Here is a 21,847-nt window from a genome sequence, read left to right on the forward strand (position 1 = left end):
CGTGAGGGCGCCGGCCGCTGTGCGGCCGGCGCCCAGGTGTGCCGAGGGTGACGGGGTGATCAGATCAGCACGGGAGCAGCCTTCTCGGCGTTGTCGGCTTCGGCCTCCTCTTGCGTGACGGCCTTGAGCAGCAGGAGCGGGGTGGCCACCTTCCAGACGAAATAGGCCAGACACGGCAGCCAGAAGGCGAACAGTCCGTTCCAGGCCAGCGGGCCCGAGGTGAACAGGTAGATGAATGCCCCGGGGGCGAGAACGACTGCGAGGAAGAAGTTGACGTAGGCGAACCACCGCGGGAACACCGGGTTCCTGCGCGAGTCGATGAGCGTGGCGATGCCGAGCACGATCACCTGCACGCAGAACACGAAGGCGAAACCCACGTACGAGTAGTAGAACACGTCGGTCATCAGCTGGATCAGCTCAGGTGAGCGTTCCTCGACACGCAGCGCGGCGGCTGACAGCATGAACATCGGGTACAGGAACCCGACGGGCGCCACGACGCCGGTGAGCACCTGGGTCATGGTCAACACGCCCCAGCCGCGTTCGATCCGGCGCATCTGCCAGCTGGTCGTCACCACGAACAGATATTCCAACGGGATGATGAACGAGCAGATCACCATGCTCCACAGAATCCCGGTCCGATTGTCGATCATCCAGTCCTGCACCTGGATTGCCGACCATTCCGGGTCGATCGGTGGCTGCACCTTGGCGAGCATGAAGAAGCACACGCCCTGAACGGCCATGACGAGGAAGCCCGACCAGGCGGCCAGGCGCTGGAATTTGTAGAGGTAGGCCTTGTTGAGGTCCACTGCACCGATCTCCTTTGAACTATGGCGGTGTCGTGATGAGAGCCGCTCACACAGCTGCGACATTCCCAGTGTGGGGACGGTCGGGTACGGCGGGACCGGGTATTCCGGTGACCGGGACCACATTCGGTGGCCGATCGGGCGCCGCTGCGGGACACCGTCGAGCGGGCTGTGCGGGTACCGGTGAGCGAGATCGGGTGCATCATCGGCCGTGGCGCGAATCTAGGCTGCTGCGCAGGTTTGAGTCGAACGTCAGAGGAGAACAGACCATGACCGCTGCACCCCAGGAGCGACCGCAGATCGCGCAATGCGGAGCGATTGCGTTGGGCACCCCGAAACTCGAGACGTCGCTGCACTTCTTCCGCGACATCCTGGGGATGGAGGAAGTCGAGAGGGTGGGCGACACCGTCTACCTCCGTGGCTACCAGGAGATGAAGCATCACTCACTGGTGCTCTTCGCCAGTGACACCGCGATCGTCGATTCACACAGCTTCCGCGTCCGGCGGCCACAGGACGTCGAGCTGTTCTACGAGGAGTTCAGCGCCCAGGGCGTCGAGGTCGCCGAACTGCCCGCCGGCCATCAGGCGGGCCGAGGGACCGCGCTTCGATTCGTGGTCCCGTACTCGGGCCATGCCTTCGAGCTCTACTACGACATCGACGCGCCGGCCGCGCCGCCGGAGATCAGTTCGCGTCTGCTGAGCAACTCGTCGCGTCGGCGGGGGCTCGGCGTCCGGCGCCTGGATCACTTCAACATCCAGGCCTCGCCGGAATACGTGGGGGATGCCGAGAGATGGTTGCGCGATGCGCTGGGATTCAAGCGCCGCGAGTACGTCTATGTGCCGGACAACGACATGCTCATCGCCTCCTGGACCTCGGTCACCTCACAGGTCCACGACCTCGCGATCGCGATGAGCCTCACCGGGCAGAACTCCCAGATGCATCATGTGGCGTTCAACCTCGAGAACCACAGCGACCTGATCGTCGCTGCCGACACCCTGCGTGATCTCGACGTCAAGTTCCACTGCGGACCCGGCAAGCACGGTATCGGTCAGGCGATGTACCTCTACGTCGAAGAACCCGGCTCCGGTCACCGCATCGAGTTGTACTCGGGCAATTACCACATCTTCGACCCCGATTGGGAAGCACTCGGATGGACTCCGATGAATCCCGACGGCATGACGTGGTTCGGCCAGGAACTCGATGTCACACAAGATGGTTCGATGGCGTCGGCGACGGATGCGGTGTCGTCGGTGACCTCGCTGATCGGCCAGCAGGCGGTGGCCGGGCAGGCGTGACACCACTCCAGGGCAGCAGGTGAGGCCTGACCTCACCCCCCGTCCGCCCCGACCCCGGCCTCCGGTCGCGCACGCATGTGACGACCGGAGGCCGGGGTCGATGTGTGTCACACCCAGCCAGCCGCTATGCCAACGAGATGGCCACCCGAGGGGTCTCGACCAGCGGGACGTGGCCTGACCTGCCGGGCCGACATTCATAGCCTTTCCCTAGGCCAGTGGGGCCCTCACCCCGATTCCACCGTTCGAGTTGGATCTGGACGAAAGTCGAAGACGGAGAGCAGATGTCAAACAAACGCTATCTACACTTGAACCTCGTCGGTAACGAGATCAACCACCATCAGGGCACACCGGCTTTCGAGCGTGGCCACGGTGGCGGTCCGGACCGTACCAACGCTTACCTGCCCATCCTCGAGATGGGCAGGCTCGCCGAGGAAGGGCTCTTCACGGCGATGTTCCTCGGCGACATCGCGGGAACCGCAGGGTCGCCGGCCTTCGACGGGGGCCCGCCGGAGCCCATCACGGCGTTCGCCGCGCTGGCCACTCAGACGCGGTACCTGGGTCTCATCGCGACCGCATCGACCTCCTTCTACGATCCGTACAACCTCGCCCGCCTGCTCGGCTCGCTGGACCAGATCTCCAACGGTCGTGCCGGTTTCAACGCGGTCACCAGCGTCAGCGAGGAGTGGGCGCTGAACTACAGCAAGGAAGGGCATCCGGATCGCACCACCCGCTATCAGATCGCGGATGAGTTCCTCGACGTGGTCAAGGGGCTCTGGGAAAACCGCGAGCTCCGCTTCGACGCCGACGGGATCCGGAAGTTCTATGCCGACCCGATCAATCATCAGGGCAAGAACTTTCAGGTCCTGGGACCGCTCAACGTCGCGCCGAGTCAACAGTTGCGTCCACTCATCGCACAGGCGGGTGGGTCCGGTCCCGGCATCCGGGTGGCCGCCAAACATGCGGAGATGGTGTTCACCAATGCGAACACCTATGAGCAGGCTGCGGACTACCGCGCTGCGCTCGACGCGGCGTTGGTGGAGGCCGGCCGCCCCGAGGGCAGTGTCCCGGCGATTCCGGGCCTGATTCCCTATCTGGGGCGGACCACCGCCGATGCGGAGGAGAAGCTGCGAGCCCTCGACGATCATGTGCCCTACGAACTCTATGCGCCGTTCGCGCTGATCCAGTTCGGGCTGGAGTACACCTTCGACAGCATCGACGACCCGTTCCCCCTCGACCAGATCCCCCGGCCCGAGGACGTGAAGGACACGATCAAGAGCACCTACGGCAACTACGTGGGCCTCTACACCTGGATCTCCGACAACCCGGGGGTCACCGTCCGAGACGTCACCGCGCAGTCCCTGGCCCGCGGCGGCGCGCAGCACCGCAAGTTCGTGGGTTCCTACGACGACTTCGTCGAGGACCTCGCCGGATGGCACGCCCAGGGGACCGTCGGGGGATTCAACATCATGTTCCCGACCGGTGTCATCGATATCCGCGATTTCATCGAGGAGGTCGTGCCCCGACTGATCGATCGCGGCATCTACCGCGGCACACCGGATTCGCGACCTCTTCGGGAGCGGTTCGGCAGTGAGATCCGACTCAATGGAGAGAAGTAGCACGACATGACCATTTCTGTGCAGGACCCGGGACCACAGCCCGACTCCTATGACCCCGAATGGGTACGCGCCAAACACGCCTACGAACGGTCCAAGCGGCTGCGCACCGACGCCGTCGACCAGTTCGTCGAGGTGACGGCGGAATTCTCGCATTACGCCGACGACCCGTACACCGAATACGTCGAGCGTGGGCCGCGCTCCGATGAGGTCGAGGTCCTGATCATCGGCGCGGGCCTCGGGAGCCTCCTGGCCGCGGTGCGGCTGCGACAGGCAGGTTTCGACGATATCCGGATCGTCGACAAGGCCGGCGACGTCGGCGGAACCTGGTACTGGAATCGCTACCCCGGAGCGCAGTGCGACATCGAGTCCTACATCTACATGCCGCTGCTCGAAGAACTCGACTACATCCCCTCGCGCCGGTATGCGTTCGGGCCCGAGATCCGCAAACACTGCGTCGCCATCGCCGAGCATTTCGATCTGTATCGTGACGCGTTGTTCCAGACCGCGGTCACGGGTATGACGTGGGACGACGAGGCACGGAAGTGGACGGTCTCGACCGACCGCGGTGACGCGATCACGGCGACCATCGTGCTGGTGTCGCCGGGGCCGTTGAGCCGTCCCAAACTGCCGGGCATCCCGGGCATCAACGAGTTCGAGGGGCACACGTTCCACACCAGTCGCTGGGATTACTCCTATACCGGTGGCGACGAATCCGGCGAGCTCACCGGGTTGAGCGACAAGACGGTCGGCATCGTCGGAACCGGGGCTACGTCGCTGCAATGTGTTCCGCACCTGGGTGAATGGGCGCAGAAGCTCTATGTGTTCCAGCGGACGCCGGCGGCCGTCGACGCCCGCGGCGACCGTCCCACGGACCCGGAGTGGGCGGCGGGACTGCAACCCGGTTGGCAGCGCGAGCGGATGGAGAACTTCACCCGCATGACCGCCGGTGCGGGTGCCGAGGTCGATCTCGTCAACGATGGGTGGACTCGGGTATCCGACGAGTTGACCGCGCCCGCCGTGATGCGCGAGTTGGAGCGTCGCGGTGGTGAGATGACCATGGAGGAGATCGGCGACTTCCTCTTCGAAGAGGACTACAAGTCGATGGAGCAGGTCCGTGATCGCATCGCCTCGATCGTCACCGATCCGGCGACCGCCGAGAAGTTGAAGCCCTGGTACAAGCGACTGTGCAAGCGGCTGAGCTTTCACGACGCCTATCTGCAGACCTTCAACCGGGACAACGTCGAGCTCGTGGACACCGACGGCCGGGGACTGGATCGATTGACCACCGACGGCGTGGTGGTCGGCGACGTCGAGTACAAGGTCGATGCGCTGGTGTTCGCGACCGGCTTCGAGGTCGGGACCAGCTATACGAGACGTTCGGGATTCGACATCACCGGTCGTAACGGAGTCCGGCTCAGTGACAAATGGTCGAAGGGTCCGCGGACGTTCCACGGACTCCAGTCCCATGACTTCCCGAACTGCTTCTTCCTCGGATACACCCAGACCGGCATCGCGCACAACTACATCCACACCGCCGAGGAACGTGCTCGGCATCTCGCCTATATCCTCACCGAGTGGCGATCACGGGGTGGATCGCTGGTGGAAGCCGACCAGGAGGCCGAGAACGACTGGGTCCAGACCATGGCGGACAGTACTGAAATGGGCAAACAGTTCTTCGTCGACTGCACCCCGAGCTACCTGGACTCCGAAGGGGATACCAACAATCCCGACAGTCTGCTCTCCGCCGGCTATGGCGGAGGGCCGGTGGCCTTCTTCGAGATCCTGGAGAAGTGGCGGGCCACCGGGACTCTGGAGGGCGTCACCATCGAATGAGGTACCTCGTGCTGCGGGCGTCGTCCTCCTGAGGAGCGCGCGGCGCCCGCAGCGCGGGTGTCTTCTCCGGTCTCTGCGTAGCGAGCCTGCGAGCGTCTCGACGGGTGCGAAGGCAGGCCGGCGGCGGTACTGGTCACACACGCCGACGCCGGTCACAAACGAGGGGTCGTGACCGGCGTCGGTGTGGCCGTGCTCGGGTTATCGCGGCCGGCGTGGGCCGGTCAGCCGAGCCGAAATGGCTTGCGCGGCTCGCGAAACCATCGGTGCCAGCGGTTCGAGCACCTGGTCTCGAGGCGTGACGACGGAGATACCGCCCACGGTGCCGTCATCGCTGCGGATGGCCGCGCCGAGGCAGGCGAGGCCGGGAAAGCACTCGCCCCGCTCGAGGGCCAATCCGTTGCGTCCGCGGACACGCGCAAGTTCCTGGTGCAGCGCCGACATGTCGCGGATGCTGTGCATGGTGCGGACGTTGCCGAGCGCGTCGGCGTACTGATTGTCGACGTACTCGGGGGTGAGGGTGGCCAGGATCGCCTTGCCGACCGCGGTGCAGTGCGCCGGTGCGCGGCCGCCCACCTGCGAGCCCGGGCGGCTACCGGAACGGCCGCTGAACATCTCGAGGTAGAACACCTCGGCGCCGGCGAGAGTCGCGATGTGCACGTATGTCCCGGTCCGGGACGCCAGGTTCTGGGCGATGTCGGCAGCTGCGGAACGCAATTCGTGCTGTGCACGTTCACGACCGCCGAGCGTCAGCGCCCGACCGCCGAGACTGTAGTGCGTCTTGGCGTGGATGAGCCAGCCACAGCGCACGAGTTGGTCGAGGATCCGATGCGCGGTCGACCGCGGGAGACCGGTGTGCTGGGTCACCTCGTCGAGGGTCAGGCGCGCCAACGGCCGGTCGAAGGCCTCCATGATCAACGTCATGCGTTCAACCATCGACAACGGCAGAGAGGACTGCACAGAGGCAGGCGCGGAGTCCGACACCATAGAGTCCGACAACATTGTGGTCATGATTCACCGTCCAAGGTAAACGGGCCCAGAGTTCCTGGGGCAGTGGATGGAGCGCGGTCGAAACGTGATGGGATAAGGCAGTGGCCCAGGACGCCTCCGCTCTGCAGAGGGCGCTTGCGGGCAGGAGTGGCCCGTCCGCGGCGACGACGGACGTGCACAGGTGAAGGGCCGCGGACCACGGACTCAGGCCGACCGAGCGTGGGCGACCTGTGCGAGGCCGATGACGGCGAGACCGTGGCGCGCGGCGAACGCGGCGGACTCGGTGCTCGTCGGCAGACCCTCGGTCAGGCCGTCCGCATCGACCACAGTGGCGAACACCGCTGCTGTCGAACCACTCATCTCCACCAATGTCAGTGCCAACGAGGCGGTGTCGTGGCGCAGCGGCTGACTGGCCACCCGGATCGGGACGACATGACCGGGACGAGTGAAGTCGTTCGACACCGCGTCGGGCGCGCCCAACCGGTTGATCGTCCGGGTCCGATCCGTGGCGGATATGCCGGTCCCGACGCCGACCGCGGCATCCACGGCGACACACTGCTGCGATGACAACCGGTCGGCGTTGGGCGCGACCGGGGGTATCTGCAGACGATCGCACACCGGGTCGCGGAGCGCGACCTGCAGGAAGCCCGAGGTGTGACGAACCATGAACGCAGCACGGTCCGTCGTCAGTCGATCGGCCGCACAGACGAGGTCGTAGGTGGCCGACGACGCGGAGTCGTCGCAGACCATCACGATCTCGCCGGCCCGCAGTCGGGTGATCGCGTCGAAGACCGGGCACGAATCCGTCCGTGCCGCCGACCGCTCGTGGCGTGAGATGTCGATCAGAGATCCCGCGGTCATGACATCAGTCCGATGCGGGGAGTGGGGTGGCGGACTTGATGCCCAGCGCCACGCCGTCGATGGCCAGCTCACCGTCGCCCGGCTTGGTGCAGAGCAACTCCACGGAGCCGTCTTCGGTCGTGTACCGCTTGCCGAGCTGGGTGGCGCCGGTCGTCGGCGGCGCGGCGACGGTCTTGGGGTCCGTGTCGGTCATCGGCGCACCGCCGCAGGTGAGGTCGAGCTCCGTCTCGCCCCAGCGGATGACCACGACGGTAGTGGCGTCTACGGTACTGAAGAGGGATTTTCCCGGTGTGGGTTTCATCGTGAACCTTTCTGATCCATGGGTGGCATGACTGATTAGAAGGCCAGCTTCCGTCCGATGACCTTGTCGCTTTCGAGCTTGTCGAGCTCGGCGGCCGTCACCCCGATCCCGGTGAGGATCTCGGTGTTGTGCTCTCCCAGCAGAGGTGCCGGGCGCATGTCGAACTGCTCGGGTGCCGAGGAGAAGCGGATCGGCAGCGTGGTGTGCCGCGCGGTGCCGTTGACCGCGTGGTCGACCTGCGCGAAGAACCTCCGGAACTCCAGTTGCGGCAGTTCGGTCTGCCGATGTGGCTGCATGACCTTGGCGACCGGAACTCCGGCATCCCAGAGCGTGTCGACGATTTCGTCGTCGCTACGCACGCGGCACCACTGTCCGAGCTTCTCGTCGATGAGGTCGTGTGCGGCACGCCGGCCGTCGGCCGATTCCAGCGCCGGGTCGAGTGCCCATTCGGGTGACCCGAGCGCCTCGCGCAGGATCGACCACTGAGCATCGGTCTCGACGGCGATGGCCACCCAACAGTCGTCTCGTCCGAACTCGTCGGTGCCGGCCGACTGATAGAGGTTCTGCGGGGCCGCGACGGGGCCGCGGTTGCCGTCGCGATTGAGCAGCTTGCCGTATGCCGAGTATTCGATGACCTGCTCGGCGGACACGTTCAGCGCGGCTTCGATCATGCTGGCCTCGACCAGGGTTCCCGCACCGGTACGGTCGCGGTGCGCCAGCGCGACGAGCAGCCCGTTGAGTGCGTGGATACCGGCGTTGGGGTCGCCGATGGAGTACGGCTCGACGGGATTCTGGTCGGGATGGCCGGTGAGCCAGGTCAATCCGGACGCATCCTCGATGACATAGGCGAACGCCGCCTTGTCCTTCCACGGCCCGTCGAGGCCGAAGCCGGGCATACGCACCATGATGATGTCGGGGCGCAGTGCCTTGACCGACTCGTAGTCCATGCCGATCTGATCCAGCACCCGCGGCGTGTAGTTCTCGACCAACACATCGCACGTCTTCACCAGCTCCTTGAGGAGCTCCCGACCCTGCTCGGTCTGGATGTTGAGGGTCACGCCCTTCTTGTTGGTGTTGAGTCCGGCGAAGATCGGCGACTTCTCCCACCAGTTCTCGTCGGTCATCGGCACCCCGGCGATGAATCGTGTCATGTCAGGCCGAGACGTGGACTCGACGTGGATGACCTCGGCGCCGAGGGTGGCGAGGATGTGCGTGCACGACGGTCCCGCCCAGAACGCCGTCATGTCCAGCACCCGCATACCCTCGAACGGTTTGCCGGTCGTCGTGGCCTGCTGACGATCACCCTTGTGATCCGGGGCCGACAGTTCCGCGCCAAGAGCCTCGGTGTGTTCGCCGAGACGTGGTGCCGGCTCGGGTTGGTGGAGGGCAAAGGAACTCATCCGATACGGATGTCCCGGTTGGGTGAACCCACGCGTCGGATTCTTGATGTAGGAGCCGCGTTCCTCGTGCTGGGCGAGTTCGGGCAGGTTGGCGCCGTTGCCCACGGCGGCGTTGGGGATTCGGAAGGCCGTCGCCGCCTCACACACCTCGTCGACGGTGCGTTCCGAGATCCACGCGTAGATGTCCGTGGCGAATTCGGCAGCACGGGTGGTGATCTGGAGTGGCTGGTCGTTGTCGATCCACTCGGGATGCCCGACCATGACGCACAGGTCGTTCCACTGCTGAGCGGTTGCACAGCCCAGTGCCACCATGCCGTCCGACGCCTGGGATACGCCGGGGATGAAGATCGATCGCTCGGACCGGAAGGGGCGGCCACGCAGCTCCTGGAAGGTGGTGGAATGATAGGTGAGTCCCTGGATCTCGGTCTCCAGCATGGACAGGTCGACGAGTTCGCCGGCACCGCCGCGCAATACGGAAGTCATGGTGGCGGCGGCAGCGTAGGCGCCGGCGAACCACTCACCGATTCGTCCGCCCACGTGCACCGGAGCGCGGTCGGGTGCACCGCGCCCGAGTCCGACGATGCCGCCCGACCACGCCTGCAAGGTGAACTCGGTTGCCGCTCGCTCGCTCCACGGACCTTCGAGACCGAACGGCGTGATCGCGGTGACCACCAGGTGGGGATGCGCGTCGCAGATCGCCGACGGTGCAAGGGCGGTCTGCGCGGTCAGCCGCGATCCGCGTGACCACACCACCGCGTCGGCTTTCGACAACAACCGGTTGAGCATGTCGAGATCGGCAGCGACGTCGGGGTCGACGACAAGACTCTCCTTGGAACAGGCGAGATAGTCGAACAGAGCGCCGTCGGAGTCGGTGTCGGCAGCTGACCCTGACGCTGACCAGGACCGTAGCGAATCACCCTCTGGCGGTTCGACTGTGACGACGCGGGCGCCGCCGTCGGCGAGCATCTTGGTGCAATAGGCACCAGCGATCCCGTCGGACATGTCGACGACGAGGTAGTTGTCCAAGGGGGTGGGTGCGGACATCGGCGGACCTGACCTTTCTCACATGGGCTTGTCGGGGAGTCGGGATGGCGACGGGTGGCAGGGGAACGGTCAGGGCCGGCGACGACCCGACTTGCTGAGCCGGAAGTCCGGAGGGAACTGGTCGTCGTTGGATTTGACGGCGTTGTTGATACCGGCCGACAAGGTGTCCTCATCGAGGCTGAGGTCTGCGGCGTCGGGCATCGCCGTGCCGCCGAGTGACTCGAACAGGGCAGTGATCATGCTGCCCATGTATTCGCCCTGCTGCTGCTTCATCAGCTCGAAGAAGATCTTCTGCATGAACACGGTGTCCGTGGGACGGGTACGCGCGCAGGCGAGTGCGTACTTCTCCACCTCTACCTCGAGTTCCTCCCGGGGGACCACGCGATTGGCGAAGTTGCAGTCGTACATCTCCTGCGCGGTGAACGGCCGGCCGGTGAACACCATCTCCTGGAACTTGCGAATGCCCATGGTCTGGGCCCATGTCCACATCCGAGGCCCGAAACCGATGTAGCGGAAGGCGGGATGACCGAACAGTGTGTCGTCACTCGCGATGACCAGGTCTGCGTCGGCGGCCTGGTAGAAGTGCCAGCCGTAGCAGTAGCCCTTCGCCTCGACGATGCTGATCTTCTTGAAGTCCTGAAGGCTGCGGCAGCCGGCCGCCGAGTTCGCATACCACTGGGTTATCGACGCGCCGCGCCGGTAGGAGCCGGGCGGAGGGAAGTTGATGGCATCGGCGTCGTCGACACGCAGCTCCCGGATGCGGCCTGCCGCGGTCGGATCCATCTCCATTTCCATCGCCTCGGGAATGTCTGCGCCAGAACCGAAGTTGGATCCGACTCCGCGGATCACCACCACCTTGACGTCGTCGTCGATCTCGGCGCGGTGTAGCAGGTCGGCGTAGCGCAATCGCGCATCTGCGGTGGGTGCGTTCAGGTGATCCGGGCGGTCGAAGGTGATGGTGGCGATCTTGGTTGCCGGGTCCTTGTCGTAGCGGATGATCTCCTCTGCGGTGGGATGTCGATCGTCTGACATCGTCGCCCCAGTCGTGTGAGTGGGATCTGTCATGGGAACCTCCGTATCGGCCGTGCGGTCGGATTCGCCAGATCTCTGGATCCGGATGGTCCGATGCACTGTTGCTCGGGTTGTGCGGAACGTCGAGGTGGGTCGCGCGAGGCGCCGGTGATCTGTATGTCCTTGCCCGACAACCGGTATGCGTACGCTGCCATCTCGAATGCGCAGCGCCTGAGCGGGATTGTGCGGTCACCCGCGCTCATGGCAGTAAGTGAACCGCATCACAGGCACAAAGTCAATCAACTGCTTGATTTATGTTTGGTGGAACCCGTGGTCGACATGAGGGGACGCGGATCTGCGCAGCGCGCCCACCGGGGATCCCGAGGACCCGTGCTGGTCCAATGGGTACGTCGCTGCAGGTCAGGCGGGTGTGACGGGCGCAGTCCAGATGCCCACGATGATGTCAACGAGGCCTGTGGCCATCTCGGACCACGTGTTGCGGATGAGTGGTAGCCCGTCGGCGAGTGCGCGCTCCCGCTGTGCGCACATGTTGATGATCAAGTGCAGCGCGCACTCGGTCCGCTCCGGTTGCACCTGGGCGGGGAGGAACGGCAAGCACTTGGACACGCCGTCCACCGTCTGCTGCAGGGACGGGGAGTCGCTCCATGACTCCTCGAGCATGACATCCCGGAGTTCGGGATCGGAGATGAGCTGGGCCCCGAACCGTGCGAACCACGTCGGCGAGCCGAGTTCGTCGAATCGCATGGTGATCGGACGGACCTGGCAATCGATCCAGTCGCGGATCTGGGTGGATCCGCTGATCTGCTCGAGCATCGCCTCACGGGTGGGTTCGATGCCCTGATGAAAGCGCCTGACCAGTGCGCGAATCAGGTCGGTGCGACTTCCGAAGTGGTACCCGACGACCGCCGTGTTGCCCTGACCAGCTGCTTCGGCGATCTGCCGATTCGACACGGCATAGATCCCGTTCTCCGCGAAAAGGCGTTCGGCCGTGTCGAGGATCAGTTCCTGGGTGGCTTCCTTCTTGCGCTGGCGGGTCGCCGAACCGTGATCGGCCGGCTCGTCGGAGAAGCCCGACACGGTAGCCATCCACCTGACCTCGCTTGTCCTCGACTGGGTTCGTCACAACTGTTCACCGCCGACGCGGACCTCCGCGCCGTGTGCGACGGACCGCAACACCTCGGCCGGATCCCGTCGCGCACGCGCTTCGTTGCGCAACCCTGCGGCGATTCAACCTTACCGCACGGGTAAAGCACCCGATTGATTGAGTACATGCGCGATTCGTGCGTAGCGGACCCCGTGGCGGCCGAATAGGCGGTATATCGACCCGTCCCGCCCGATGATTCGGCGACAAGATTCGCATGTCCGACTGAGCCGCCGACGTTGCGATCGCAAATTTCAATCAATCGCTTGACAACATTGTGTGACGCTGCCACTCTGGTTCGCAGAGTGAGACGTAGCACACACCTGGTCGTCCGGCCAGGGGCCAATGACTCTTCCGCGGGCGGAGGACCGACACCGGTCGAGCGGGTTCGTCGTCCGAAGGCTTCCTTCCGCGGGTGCGCTGCACACTGTCCGCGGTCATCGATGGTCGGTGACCGCGGGTTCGCCAGAGCGTGCACGAGAGCGGCTTCCGGTGTGATCCGCTCCGGGACCTGTCGTCATCGGATCACAGTCATCCGAGCACATCCGCAATCCCAACCAGATCGAAGGGCGCCACACAATGACCAATGAGTTGTCTCAGAAGATCGCCGTCGTCACCGGTGGTGCGTCCGGGCTCGGCAGGGGCATCGTCGAGAAGTTCGTCGCCGAAGGTGCCCGCGTGGTCATCGCCGACGTGGACGAGGACGGCGGACGTGAACTCCGTGCGACCCTCGGCGACTCCGTCGAGTTCGTCCCGACCGATGTCTCTGTCCCCGATGAGATTGCGGCAGTGATAGATCACGCGGTGGCGAAGTTCGGGCGCCTCGATGTGATGGTCAACAACGCCGGGATATCGGGCACCATGCACCCGAGCTTTCTCGACGACGACCTCGCGGACTTCGAGCGCGTGATGAAGGTCAACCTGCTCGGCGTCATGGCAGGTACGAAGTACGCCGCGGCCCAGATGGCGAAGACAGGCGGTGGTTCGATCGTCAACATCTCCTCGATCGGCGGGATACAGGCCGGTGCCGCCGTACTGACCTACCGCGCCTCCAAGGCCGCGGTGATCCACTTCTCCAAGTCGGTGGCCATCGACCTCGCGCAACACGACGTTCGGGTGAACTGTATTGCTCCGGGGAGCATCCCGACTCCGCTTCTGGCCAAGTCGGCAGAGAAGATGGGCGCCGACGCCGATACCTTCGTCGCCATGGTCCGGCAGATGATGGCGGCCAACCGACCGCTCAAACGTGACGGTTCCGAAGAAGACGTCGCCGAGGCCGCGCTTTTCCTGGCCTCCGAGCGGTCGCGCTACGTGACCGCGACGTTGCTGCCGGTGGACGGCGGGACGTCCGCCGGTGCGCCCACCCAGACTCAGCAGAGCGGCGGACAAGAGCGGAAGTCGGATGACTCCGAGCTCGTCGGCTCCGGTCGGGGTGGGGAGGGATGAACTACGCCGCCGGCGTTCTCATCGTCGGCGCATCCGACGCCGGCCTGTCGACCGCAGACGCTTTGCGCCGCAGTGGGTATGGCCAGAAGAGCACCGTGATCGGAGCCGAACTGCACGCGCCGTGCGACCGGCCACCCCTGTCAAGGTATGGCCAAGCAGCCGCGCCGTCACCGGGGCCGGATCGGCCGAGCCGTCGAAGCGAACGGATCTCCTGCCGCACGTGAAGCCACCAGACAGTGTTCAGCCCAACAACTCTGACCGCGGCGCAGCCGGCGGCCCTCAGCTAGGAGAACCCCATGAAGATCACCATCGATCAGGACAAATGTATCGCGTCGGGCCAGTGCGTTGCGGCCGCAGATGCGGTCTTCGATCAGCGAGATGACGACGGTATCGCGTTTCTGATCGATGAGGATCCGCCGACGTCGGAGGCCGATGACGTCCGGCACGCGGCAGCGGTCTGCCCTGCCCTGGCCATCGTCGTCGACGACTGACCGGTTCGCAGTTTCCCGCACCCCGACCCTGCAAAGGACCAGAACTCATGTCAGAAACCGTGACCGAAGTACAGAACGAGACACCCTACTTCCCGATGGAGCGGGATTCGCGATGCCCCTTCGCCCCTCCGGACGGAACCAGGAGGCTACGCGAGATCAATCCGGTCAGTCGGGTCGAGATCTGGGATGGCTCCACGCCCTGGTTGATCACCGGGCTCGAGGCGCAGAAGGCGCTCCTGGGCGATCCGCGGATCAGCGTCGACGAGACGCTGCCCGGGTTCCCGCACTGGAACGAGGGGATGAAGGCCAATGTCTCGATCCGGCCGAAATCTGTGTTCAACTCCGACGGTGAGGAGCACGCCCGATTCCGTCGGATGATGACGCGCGCGTTCACCGTCAAGCGTGTCAAGGCCCTTCGGCCGTTCATCCAACAGACCGTCGACGAGTTGCTCGACGCGATGGTGGACGGACCCCGGCCGGCCGACCTGGTGACCGCGGTGGCTCTTCCGGTCCCGTCGATCGTGATCTGCCAGATGCTCGGGGTGCCCTACGAGAATCACGATTTCTTTCAGGAGAATTCGGTCCAGGCCGTCGACCGGTATGCCACGCCGGAAGAGAACATGCAGGCGTTCGCCAACATGTTCTTGTTCATGCACGAGATCGTCGAGAAGAAGATGGTCGATCCGGCCGACGATGTGCTCAGTGATTTCGCCGGCTATGCCCGGGACGGCGAGATCGACGCCGCCGAAGCCGCCCAGATGGGCTTGGGGATGCTCATCGCCGGACACGAGACGAGCGCCAACATGATCGCGCTCGGCACACTCGCGCTGTTGCAGAACCCGGATCAACTCGCACTCATCCGCGACGCCGATGACGACCACGTCGTGGTGAACGCGGTCGAGGAGATGATGCGCTACCTCGGTATCATCCACAATGGCCAGCGTCGAATCGCGCTCGAGGACATCGAGATCTCCGGTCAGACGATCCGTGCGGGCGACGGCGTGATCGTCGAACTCAGCTCCTCCAACTGGGATCCGGCGGCCTTCCCGGAACCGGAGAAGCTCGACATCACCCGCTCGGCGCGCCTGCACACCGGCTTCGGTTTCGGACCCCACCAGTGCATCGGCCAACAACTGGCGCGGGCCGAACTGCAGATCGTGTATCGCACGCTGTTCACCCGACTGCCCGATCTCCGAATCGCGGTCGAGCCCGAGACGATCGAGTTCAAATCCGATCGACTGGCCTACGGGGTGTACTCGCTGCCGGTGACATGGTGATCGGTCTTCAGAAGGCGTTCGGCAACATCGACTCTCGGAACTGAGGTATGGCCATGCAGGAGTGGGATCATGTCACCGACATGCTTGTCGTCGGGTCGGGCGGCGGACTCGTCGGCGCCCTTCGCGCGTCGGCGTTGGGCATGGATGTGGTGGTGGCCGAGAAATCCGACATGATCGGCGGCTCCACCGGGATGTCCGGTGGCGTGATCTGGTTGCCCGACAACCAGATCATGGCCCGCGCCGGCGTCGCCGATTCGCATGAGGACGCGGTCGCGTACTTCGATTCCGTTGCCGGCAAGGCTGCCGAGTGCAGCCCGGCGTCGTCGACGGCCCGCCGGGAGGCGTACCTCACGTCGGGAAACGACATGCTGCGCTTTCTCGAGCAGGAGGGCGTGGAGTTTCTCCACTGCGAGGGCTACAGCGACTACTACTCCGGGGTTCGCGGAGTCACCGGCGGGGTGGCCCGATCACGGTCGGTCGAGGCGACCGCCTTCGACACCCGGCAACTCGGTGAGTGGGCGAACAGTCTGCGCCCTCCGGTGGCGGGGAACATGACCCTCTACACCTACGAAGCCGCGTATGTGTCCAGCCTGTTCACCCGCAAGGGCGCGGGTGTGATGTCGCGGGTGATGGCACGAACCGTGTGGGGAAAACTGCGCGGGCGCAAGAACGTCACCAACGGGGCCGCGCTGATCGGCTATCTGCTCAGGGCGCTGCGTACGCGGCGTGTGCCGATCTGGACCGAGACCGCCCTGGTGGATCTCGTCGTGGAGGACGGGGAGGTCACCGGCGCGGTGCTCGAGCGTGGTGGCGAGGAGATCCGCGTGCGGGCTCGCCAGGGTGTGCTGTTGGCCGCCGGCGGCTTCTCCCGCAATCAGACCATGCGCGAAGAGTTCTCCCGAGATCAACCGGGTCGTGTCGAGTGGACGAGCGCAAATCCGGGCGACACCGGTGAGACGTTGCAGATCGCGATGAAGTACGGGGCGGCCACCGACATGATGGACGAGGCATGGTGGCTTCCGTCCTGGATCATGCCCGACGGCGTGCCGTCGATGTGCATCAGTGAACGCAGCAAGCCGGGGTCGATCATGGTCGACGCGCACGGGAAGCGCTACTTCAACGAGGCGGTCGCCTACCAAGAGGCCGGACAGTGCATGTTCGCGCACGAGAAGGCCGTCGGCGGGGCGCTGCCCACGTGGCTGATCATCGATTCGCGGCACCGTTCCCGGTATGTGTTCGGGATGGCGCCGCCGGGCCGGACTCCCAAGGACTGGATCTCCAGCGGGGCGATGAAGAAGGCGGACACATTGCCGGAGCTGGCCGACCGGTGCGGAATCGACCCGGCGGCGCTGACGGAGACCATCGAGCGGTTCAACGCATTCGCAGCGACCGGCGTCGACCCGGATTTCCATCGCGGCGAGGGCGATCACGAGAAGTACCAAGGAGATCCGTCGCATAAACCGAATCCATGTCTGGGGCCGGTGGCGAAGCCGCCGTTCTATGCGGTGCCGATGTACCCGGGTGACATCGGTACCAATGGCGGTGTGCTGTGTGATGAACACGGACGCGTGCTCAGTGAGGGCGGCGATCCGATCACCGGTCTCTACGCTGCGGGCAATTCGACGGCCTCGGTCATGGGACGCAAGTACCTCGGTGCCGGCGCCACGATCGGTCCGTCGGTGGTGTTCTCCTACATCGCCGCCGACCATGCACACACGCGATCAACCGGGGTCCGGTCGTCCGAATCGGCGGACGTCTAGCCGGCCGGCGATCCACGACAACTGCGCGCCTACACGTGACGGATTCCGTGTAGGCGCGCGGTCTTCACCGCAAGGTCGTCGTTCACCCGGTTGTGATGCTCACTCTGCGAGCACAATTGCCCGTCGCGGACATTGGCGCACGGCGTCGCGCACCTGCTCTTCGATATCTGGCGTCACCGTGGATCGGAGAAGGTGCAGGGTGTCGTCGTCATCGAGGTCGAAGACCTGCGGTGCCGCACCCGCGCACAGTCCGTTGCTCTCGCAGACCTGGAAGTTCACATCGACTTTCATGATCGGTCATCCTCGGCAGGGTCGAGCCGGTGTGTCACTCGAGATCTCACCCGAGGACACACCGGCGGTGGCGCGTTCTACTTCAGGCATGCGCCGGCGTCGACGGGCAAGGTGACACCGGTGATGTACCGCGACTCGTCGGAGGCGAGGAACAGCACCGCGTTGCTGATGTCCTCGGGTTCCACCCACGGGATCGGCAGCGTGTTCATCATCTGCGACAGCGGGGCGAAGTCGTCCGGGCCGGGATTCTCGAGGTCGGGCCGGAACATCTGGTAGGTCGCGTCGTTCATGATCATGGCCGTGTTCACCTGCGTCGGATGAACGGAGTTGACCCGGATGTTGTTCTGCGCCAGTTCGATGGCAAGTGTCCGCATGATCCCGATGACGCCATGTTTGGCGGTCACGTAGTGTCCGCAGAACGGGTACGACTTGAGCCCACCCACCGAACTCGTCAGGACGATCGACCCGCCGCGGCCACCCGCGACGATGTGTGGGATGGCGACCTTGGCTGTGTGCCACACCCCGGTCATGTTGACGTCGATCATGTCCTGCCAGGTCTTGGTGTCCATGTCCTCGAGTGACGACCCGCCGGTGGCGATTCCGGCGTTCGCGGCGACGATGTCGAGGCGACCGAGCTGCTCGACGCCGGACTGAACGGCCTTCGTCAGGCCATTGAGGTCACGCACGTCGACCTTTGCGGTGACCACGCGCCGGTCATGCGACTTGACGAGTTCGGCGGTCTCGGCGAGGTCGTCGTCGGTGGCCAGGTCGAAGGGCACACCGTCTATCGGTTCGCAGATGTCGATCGCGATGATGTCGGCGCCCTCTTCGGCGAGACGAACCGCATGGCTGCGGCCCTGGCCGCGCCCGGCTCCGGTGATGAAGGCAACCTTGCCCTCGACTCTTCCGGTCATGAGAACTCTCCTCGTGTTGAGATGGTGCTGTGTTCGACGATGTCTGGTCGGAGCGGGGGTCAGAACGTGGCCGGCAGTGTGTCCCAACCTCGGACGGTAGAGGTGGGTGACAGCGACGCCTGCGACAGATCGACCTCCCACTCGGGGAAGCGCTTGAGGATCTCCTCGAGCGCGATACGTCCCTCGAGACGGGCGAGCGCCGATCCCAGACAGAAGTGGGTACCGACACTGAAGGTGAGGTGCTGCTTGGTGCTGCGGTGGATGTCGAAGGTGTCGCCGTCGGGGAAACGCCGGTCGTCACGATTGGCCGCCGCGATGAGCAGCATCATCACGCTGCCTGCGGGCACCGTCGTGCCGTAGTAATCGACATCGCGCGTGACATATCGGGCGACATGCGGGGCCGGTGGCTCGAATCGCAGGAGTTCCTCGATGGCGTTGGGGATGAGGTCGGGGTTGTCGACGAGCTCCCGGCGTTGGTCGGGATGTTCGGCCAAGACCTTGCCGGCCCAACCGATCAGGCGGGTGGTGGTCTCGTTGCCCGCGCCGGAGACCACGTTGACGTAGGTGAGGAGCTCATCGCGACTGAGCTTGCGGTGTGTTCCGGTCTCGTCCTCGAATTCCACGTTGAGCAACTCGGTCATGATGTCGTCGGACGGATGCTCTGCCCGCCAGTCGATGTAGGCCGCGAATATGTCGCCGGTCGCCATGCCCTCTTCGGCGGCACGCATCGGCTTTCCCTCCTCGGTCCGCATCTGCTCGTTCGCGAAGTCCCGGATGGCCTCCTGATCAGATTCCGGGATGCCGAGCAACATGCCGATGACCTTCATCGGCATCTGCGCCCCCAGATCCCTGACGAAGTCGAAGTTGCCCGTGCCGACCAGAGGATCCAGTGATGCCGCACAGAACTCTCGAACCTGTGGTTCGAGTGCGAAGATCTTGCGCGGCGTGAACATCCGGGCCAACAGTTTCCGATGGATGTCGTGGATCGGGGGATCCTCGAAGATCAGGACGCCCGGTGGGATGTCGATGTTCGCCTTGATGAGTTCGAGGATCGCCCCGCGGCTGGAACTGAATGTCGCGTAGTCGTTGAGCGCGGCGGTGACATCCTCATGTCGGCTCAGGGCGAAGAAGTCGTGCTCGGCGTTGTGATACAGCGGAGCTTCCTCGCGGATCAGCCGGAACGTCGGATACGGATCGGCGTTGAGCTGCACATCGTACGGGTCGTATCGGATGTCGCTCGTCGTACTGCTCGTCACGGATTGTCCTCTCGCAGGACTGCATTTCACGGATCTGACAGAGCGTCGAACGCCATCGTGGGCCGTCGACGCTTGGATCAAGTGTGAGGTAATCGACCCGCTCGTGCAACTGTCCATATCAAAACTTGAGAAGCATATTCTCTGAGCCTGGGTCCGATGTCTGCATGGGCGCGACCGCGAAACATGCTTGCGACAGTCCTGTTCTCGCATCGCGACCGCTGTTACCGAGGCCAGCATCTATCCGTTGGACGGTTGTCTCAGTCGGCTCGTTGTGATTATCTGATTGCGAGATGCGAGAAGGCCATTGCCACATTGGAGAATGATGACCAAGTCGAGCCCGGAGTCCATGCTCGCCGGTGCGCCGCCAGTGCCCAGGGTGGTGCGACGGTGACCGCGACCCGGCCCGCCCGGGGTCGTCAGGGGCCGGCGAGCGAGGTGATATCCCGGTACTCGGCAGGTCCGTTGAGGGCAGTCGGTGGTCTGTTCATGATGGGCGCCGATGCGTTCTCGTTCGCGTTTCGTCGTCCATTCCAGACACGTGAGTTCGTCAATCAGTCGTGGTTCGTCGCGCGGGTCTCTCTGATGCCGACCCTGCTCGTGGCGATACCGTTCACGGTCTTGGTGAGCTTCACGCTCAACATCCTGTTGCGTGAACTCGGCGCTGCGGACCTGAGTGGAGCGGGCGCGGCATTCGGGTCGGTGACTCAGGTCGGACCGATGGTCACCGTACTCATCGTTGCCGGCGCGGGCGCCACCGCGATGTGCGCTGATCTCGGCTCGAGGACCATTCGCGAGGAGATCGAGGCCATGGAGGTGCTCGGCATAAACCCGATCCAGCGTCTGGTGACGCCCCGGGTGCTGGCATCGGGTTTGGTTGCGCTGCTACTCAACAGTCTGGTGTGTGTCATCGGAATTGTTGGCGGATACGTCTTCTCGGTCTTCGTTCAGGGCGTCAACCCAGGTGCGTTCGCATCCGGGATCACCCTGCTGACCGGTTCCCAGGAGGTCATCATCTCGTCGGTCAAGGCACTTGTCTTCGGCTTGATCGCCGGAGTGGTCGCCTGCTACCGGGGCCTGATCGTCTCGGGCGGAGCCAAATCGGTGGGCAACGCCGTGAACGAGACTGTCGTGTATGCCTTCATGGCCCTGTTCGTGGTGAATGTGGTCATCACCGCCATCGGCGTCCAGCTGACGGCGAGGTGATCGACGGTGTCGCTGATGTCGTCTTCGCGGGCCTCCGGGCGGTCAGTGGTCCCGAGCGTGCTCCATCCACGCCTACGCCGGGAGATCCGCCGGCCGATAGGTGTGCTCGGTCGTCTCGGTGATCACGCGATCTTCTACGCGCGTGCGCTTCGGAGCGTGCCCCATGCGGCCATCCACCATCGGCGTGAGACCATCCGACTGATCGCCGAGACCAGCATGGGCGCAGGAAATCTGGCGTTGATCGGTGGCACGGTCGTGATCGTCGGGTTCCTGACCCTGGCCACCGGCAGTACCCTCGCCGTGCAGGGCTACAGCACGCTGGGCGACATCGGGATCGAGGCGCTCACCGGGTTCCTCTCGGCCTTCATCAATGTACGCATCGCGGCGCCGGTGGTCGTGGGGATCGGTCTCGCCGCGACCTTCGGTGCAGGGGCGACGGCGCAGCTGGGTGCGATGCGGATCAATGAGGAGATCGACGCCCTCGAGTCACTGGGTATCAACCCTGTGTCCTACGTGGTGGGTACGCGGATCGCCGCCGGGATGATCGTGTTGGCGCCTCTGTACGCCATCGCGCTCATCGCATCATTCGCGGCGTGTCACTTCACCACCGTGGTGTTGCTCGGGCAATCGACGGGGCTGTACTCGCACTACTTCTCCACGTTCTTGAACCCGTTGGACCTCGTGTGGTCTTTCGTCCAGGCGTTCGCGATGGCGTTGCTGATCTTGTTGATCCACACCTACTTCGGCTTCTTCGCCAGTGGTGGTCCAGCCGGGGTGGGCATCGCGGTGGGTGACGCGGTGCGGACGTCGCTGATCGCTGTGGTGACGGTGACGTTGCTCGTGTCGCTGGCGATCTACGGTTCCAACGGCAACTTCAACCTCTCCGGCTGAGGCGT

19 protein-coding genes are annotated in these 21,847 nt (G+C 64.5%); 9 read left to right on the forward strand and 10 right to left on the reverse strand.

Annotation, left to right across the window (positions count from 1 at the left end; genetic code table 11):
• Positions 1-59: 59 nt before the first annotated feature.
• Positions 60-806, reverse strand: coding sequence for a hypothetical protein (locus tag NWF22_RS15560; RefSeq protein WP_258321166.1), 747 nt, complete (start codon positions 804-806; stop codon positions 60-62).
• 266 nt (positions 807-1,072) lie between these two features.
• On the opposite strand from NWF22_RS15560, the gene NWF22_RS15565 reads away from it, so the two are divergent.
• From NWF22_RS15565 to NWF22_RS15575, 3 genes are all read left to right on the forward strand, one after another.
• Entirely contained in the window at positions 1,073-2,098 is a 1,026-nt protein-coding gene (locus NWF22_RS15565; RefSeq protein WP_160903503.1) for a VOC family protein, read from the forward strand.
• Between the two features lie 281 nt (positions 2,099-2,379).
• Positions 2,380-3,714 carry an NtaA/DmoA family FMN-dependent monooxygenase gene (locus tag NWF22_RS15570; protein WP_160903502.1) on the forward strand — a complete coding sequence of 445 codons (1,335 nt, stop codon included), beginning with the start codon at positions 2,380-2,382 and terminating at the stop codon, positions 3,712-3,714.
• Positions 3,715-3,720: 6 nt separating this feature from the next.
• Entirely contained in the window at positions 3,721-5,547 is a 1,827-nt protein-coding gene (locus NWF22_RS15575) for a flavin-containing monooxygenase (RefSeq protein ID WP_160903501.1), read from the forward strand.
• Between the two features lie 198 nt (positions 5,548-5,745).
• Here the strand turns inward: NWF22_RS15575 and NWF22_RS15580 are convergent, their stop codons facing one another.
• The 6 genes from NWF22_RS15580 to NWF22_RS15605 form a co-directional block, all read right to left on the reverse strand.
• Positions 5,746-6,468, reverse strand: a complete 723-nt coding sequence (locus tag NWF22_RS15580) for an IclR family transcriptional regulator (protein WP_233751552.1) — start codon at positions 6,466-6,468, stop codon at positions 5,746-5,748.
• A 270-nt stretch (positions 6,469-6,738) separates the two neighbouring features.
• On the reverse strand, positions 6,739-7,395 hold the full coding sequence (locus NWF22_RS15585) for a 3,4-dihydroxy-2-butanone-4-phosphate synthase (RefSeq protein WP_160903499.1): 657 nt from the start codon (positions 7,393-7,395) through the stop codon (positions 6,739-6,741).
• A 4-nt stretch (positions 7,396-7,399) separates the two neighbouring features.
• Positions 7,400-7,696 (reverse strand): hypothetical protein, encoded by a 297-nt coding sequence (locus NWF22_RS15590; RefSeq protein WP_160903498.1) that lies wholly within the window; start codon positions 7,694-7,696, stop codon positions 7,400-7,402.
• Between the two features lie 35 nt (positions 7,697-7,731).
• Positions 7,732-10,140 carry a CaiB/BaiF CoA-transferase family protein gene (locus NWF22_RS15595; RefSeq protein WP_160903497.1) on the reverse strand — a complete coding sequence of 803 codons (2,409 nt, stop codon included), beginning with the start codon at positions 10,138-10,140 and terminating at the stop codon, positions 7,732-7,734.
• 69 nt (positions 10,141-10,209) lie between these two features.
• Entirely contained in the window at positions 10,210-11,172 is a 963-nt protein-coding gene (locus tag NWF22_RS15600) for an enoyl-CoA hydratase/isomerase family protein (RefSeq protein ID WP_160903717.1), read from the reverse strand.
• A gap of 399 nt (positions 11,173-11,571) precedes the next feature.
• Positions 11,572-12,258, reverse strand: coding sequence for a TetR/AcrR family transcriptional regulator (locus tag NWF22_RS15605; protein WP_160903496.1), 687 nt, complete (start codon positions 12,256-12,258; stop codon positions 11,572-11,574).
• 634 nt (positions 12,259-12,892) lie between these two features.
• On the opposite strand from NWF22_RS15605, the gene NWF22_RS15610 reads away from it, so the two are divergent.
• The 4 genes from NWF22_RS15610 to NWF22_RS15625 all read left to right on the forward strand — a co-directional run bounded on the left by NWF22_RS15610 (position 12,893) and on the right by NWF22_RS15625 (position 17,287).
• Complete coding sequence (locus NWF22_RS15610; protein WP_160903495.1) at positions 12,893-13,759, forward strand: SDR family NAD(P)-dependent oxidoreductase; 867 nt, start codon at positions 12,893-12,895, stop codon at positions 13,757-13,759.
• A gap of 296 nt (positions 13,760-14,055) precedes the next feature.
• Positions 14,056-14,250 (forward strand): ferredoxin, encoded by a 195-nt coding sequence (locus tag NWF22_RS15615; protein ID WP_160903494.1) that lies wholly within the window; start codon positions 14,056-14,058, stop codon positions 14,248-14,250.
• 47 nt (positions 14,251-14,297) lie between these two features.
• Positions 14,298-15,527 carry a cytochrome P450 gene (locus tag NWF22_RS15620; protein ID WP_160903493.1) on the forward strand — a complete coding sequence of 410 codons (1,230 nt, stop codon included), beginning with the start codon at positions 14,298-14,300 and terminating at the stop codon, positions 15,525-15,527.
• 53 nt (positions 15,528-15,580) lie between these two features.
• Positions 15,581-17,287, forward strand: coding sequence for an FAD-binding protein (locus NWF22_RS15625; RefSeq protein WP_160903492.1), 1,707 nt, complete (start codon positions 15,581-15,583; stop codon positions 17,285-17,287).
• 99 nt (positions 17,288-17,386) lie between these two features.
• Here the strand turns inward: NWF22_RS15625 and NWF22_RS15630 are convergent, their stop codons facing one another.
• The 3 genes from NWF22_RS15630 to NWF22_RS15640 form a co-directional block, all read right to left on the reverse strand.
• The gene (locus NWF22_RS15630; RefSeq protein WP_160903491.1) at positions 17,387-17,578 is read right to left on the reverse strand and encodes a ferredoxin; all 192 of its coding nucleotides are present in this window, start codon (positions 17,576-17,578) and stop codon (positions 17,387-17,389) included.
• Between the two features lie 77 nt (positions 17,579-17,655).
• The gene (locus NWF22_RS15635; RefSeq protein ID WP_160903490.1) at positions 17,656-18,492 is read right to left on the reverse strand and encodes a mycofactocin-coupled SDR family oxidoreductase; all 837 of its coding nucleotides are present in this window, start codon (positions 18,490-18,492) and stop codon (positions 17,656-17,658) included.
• A gap of 59 nt (positions 18,493-18,551) precedes the next feature.
• Positions 18,552-19,748, reverse strand: a complete 1,197-nt coding sequence (locus NWF22_RS15640) for a cytochrome P450 (RefSeq protein ID WP_160903489.1) — start codon at positions 19,746-19,748, stop codon at positions 18,552-18,554.
• A 435-nt stretch (positions 19,749-20,183) separates the two neighbouring features.
• On the opposite strand from NWF22_RS15640, the gene NWF22_RS15645 reads away from it, so the two are divergent.
• The gene (locus NWF22_RS15645) at positions 20,184-20,951 is read left to right on the forward strand and encodes an MlaE family ABC transporter permease (protein ID WP_160903716.1); all 768 of its coding nucleotides are present in this window, start codon (positions 20,184-20,186) and stop codon (positions 20,949-20,951) included.
• 15 nt (positions 20,952-20,966) lie between these two features.
• Positions 20,967-21,842: an MlaE family ABC transporter permease gene (locus NWF22_RS15650; protein WP_202398893.1), complete on the forward strand. Its 876-nt coding sequence runs from the start codon at positions 20,967-20,969 to the stop codon at positions 21,840-21,842.
• Positions 21,843-21,847 lie beyond the last annotated feature (5 nt).

The sequence above is a fragment of the Gordonia mangrovi genome (assembly GCF_024734075.1).
Lineage (GTDB): Bacteria > Actinomycetota > Actinomycetes > Mycobacteriales > Mycobacteriaceae > Gordonia > Gordonia mangrovi.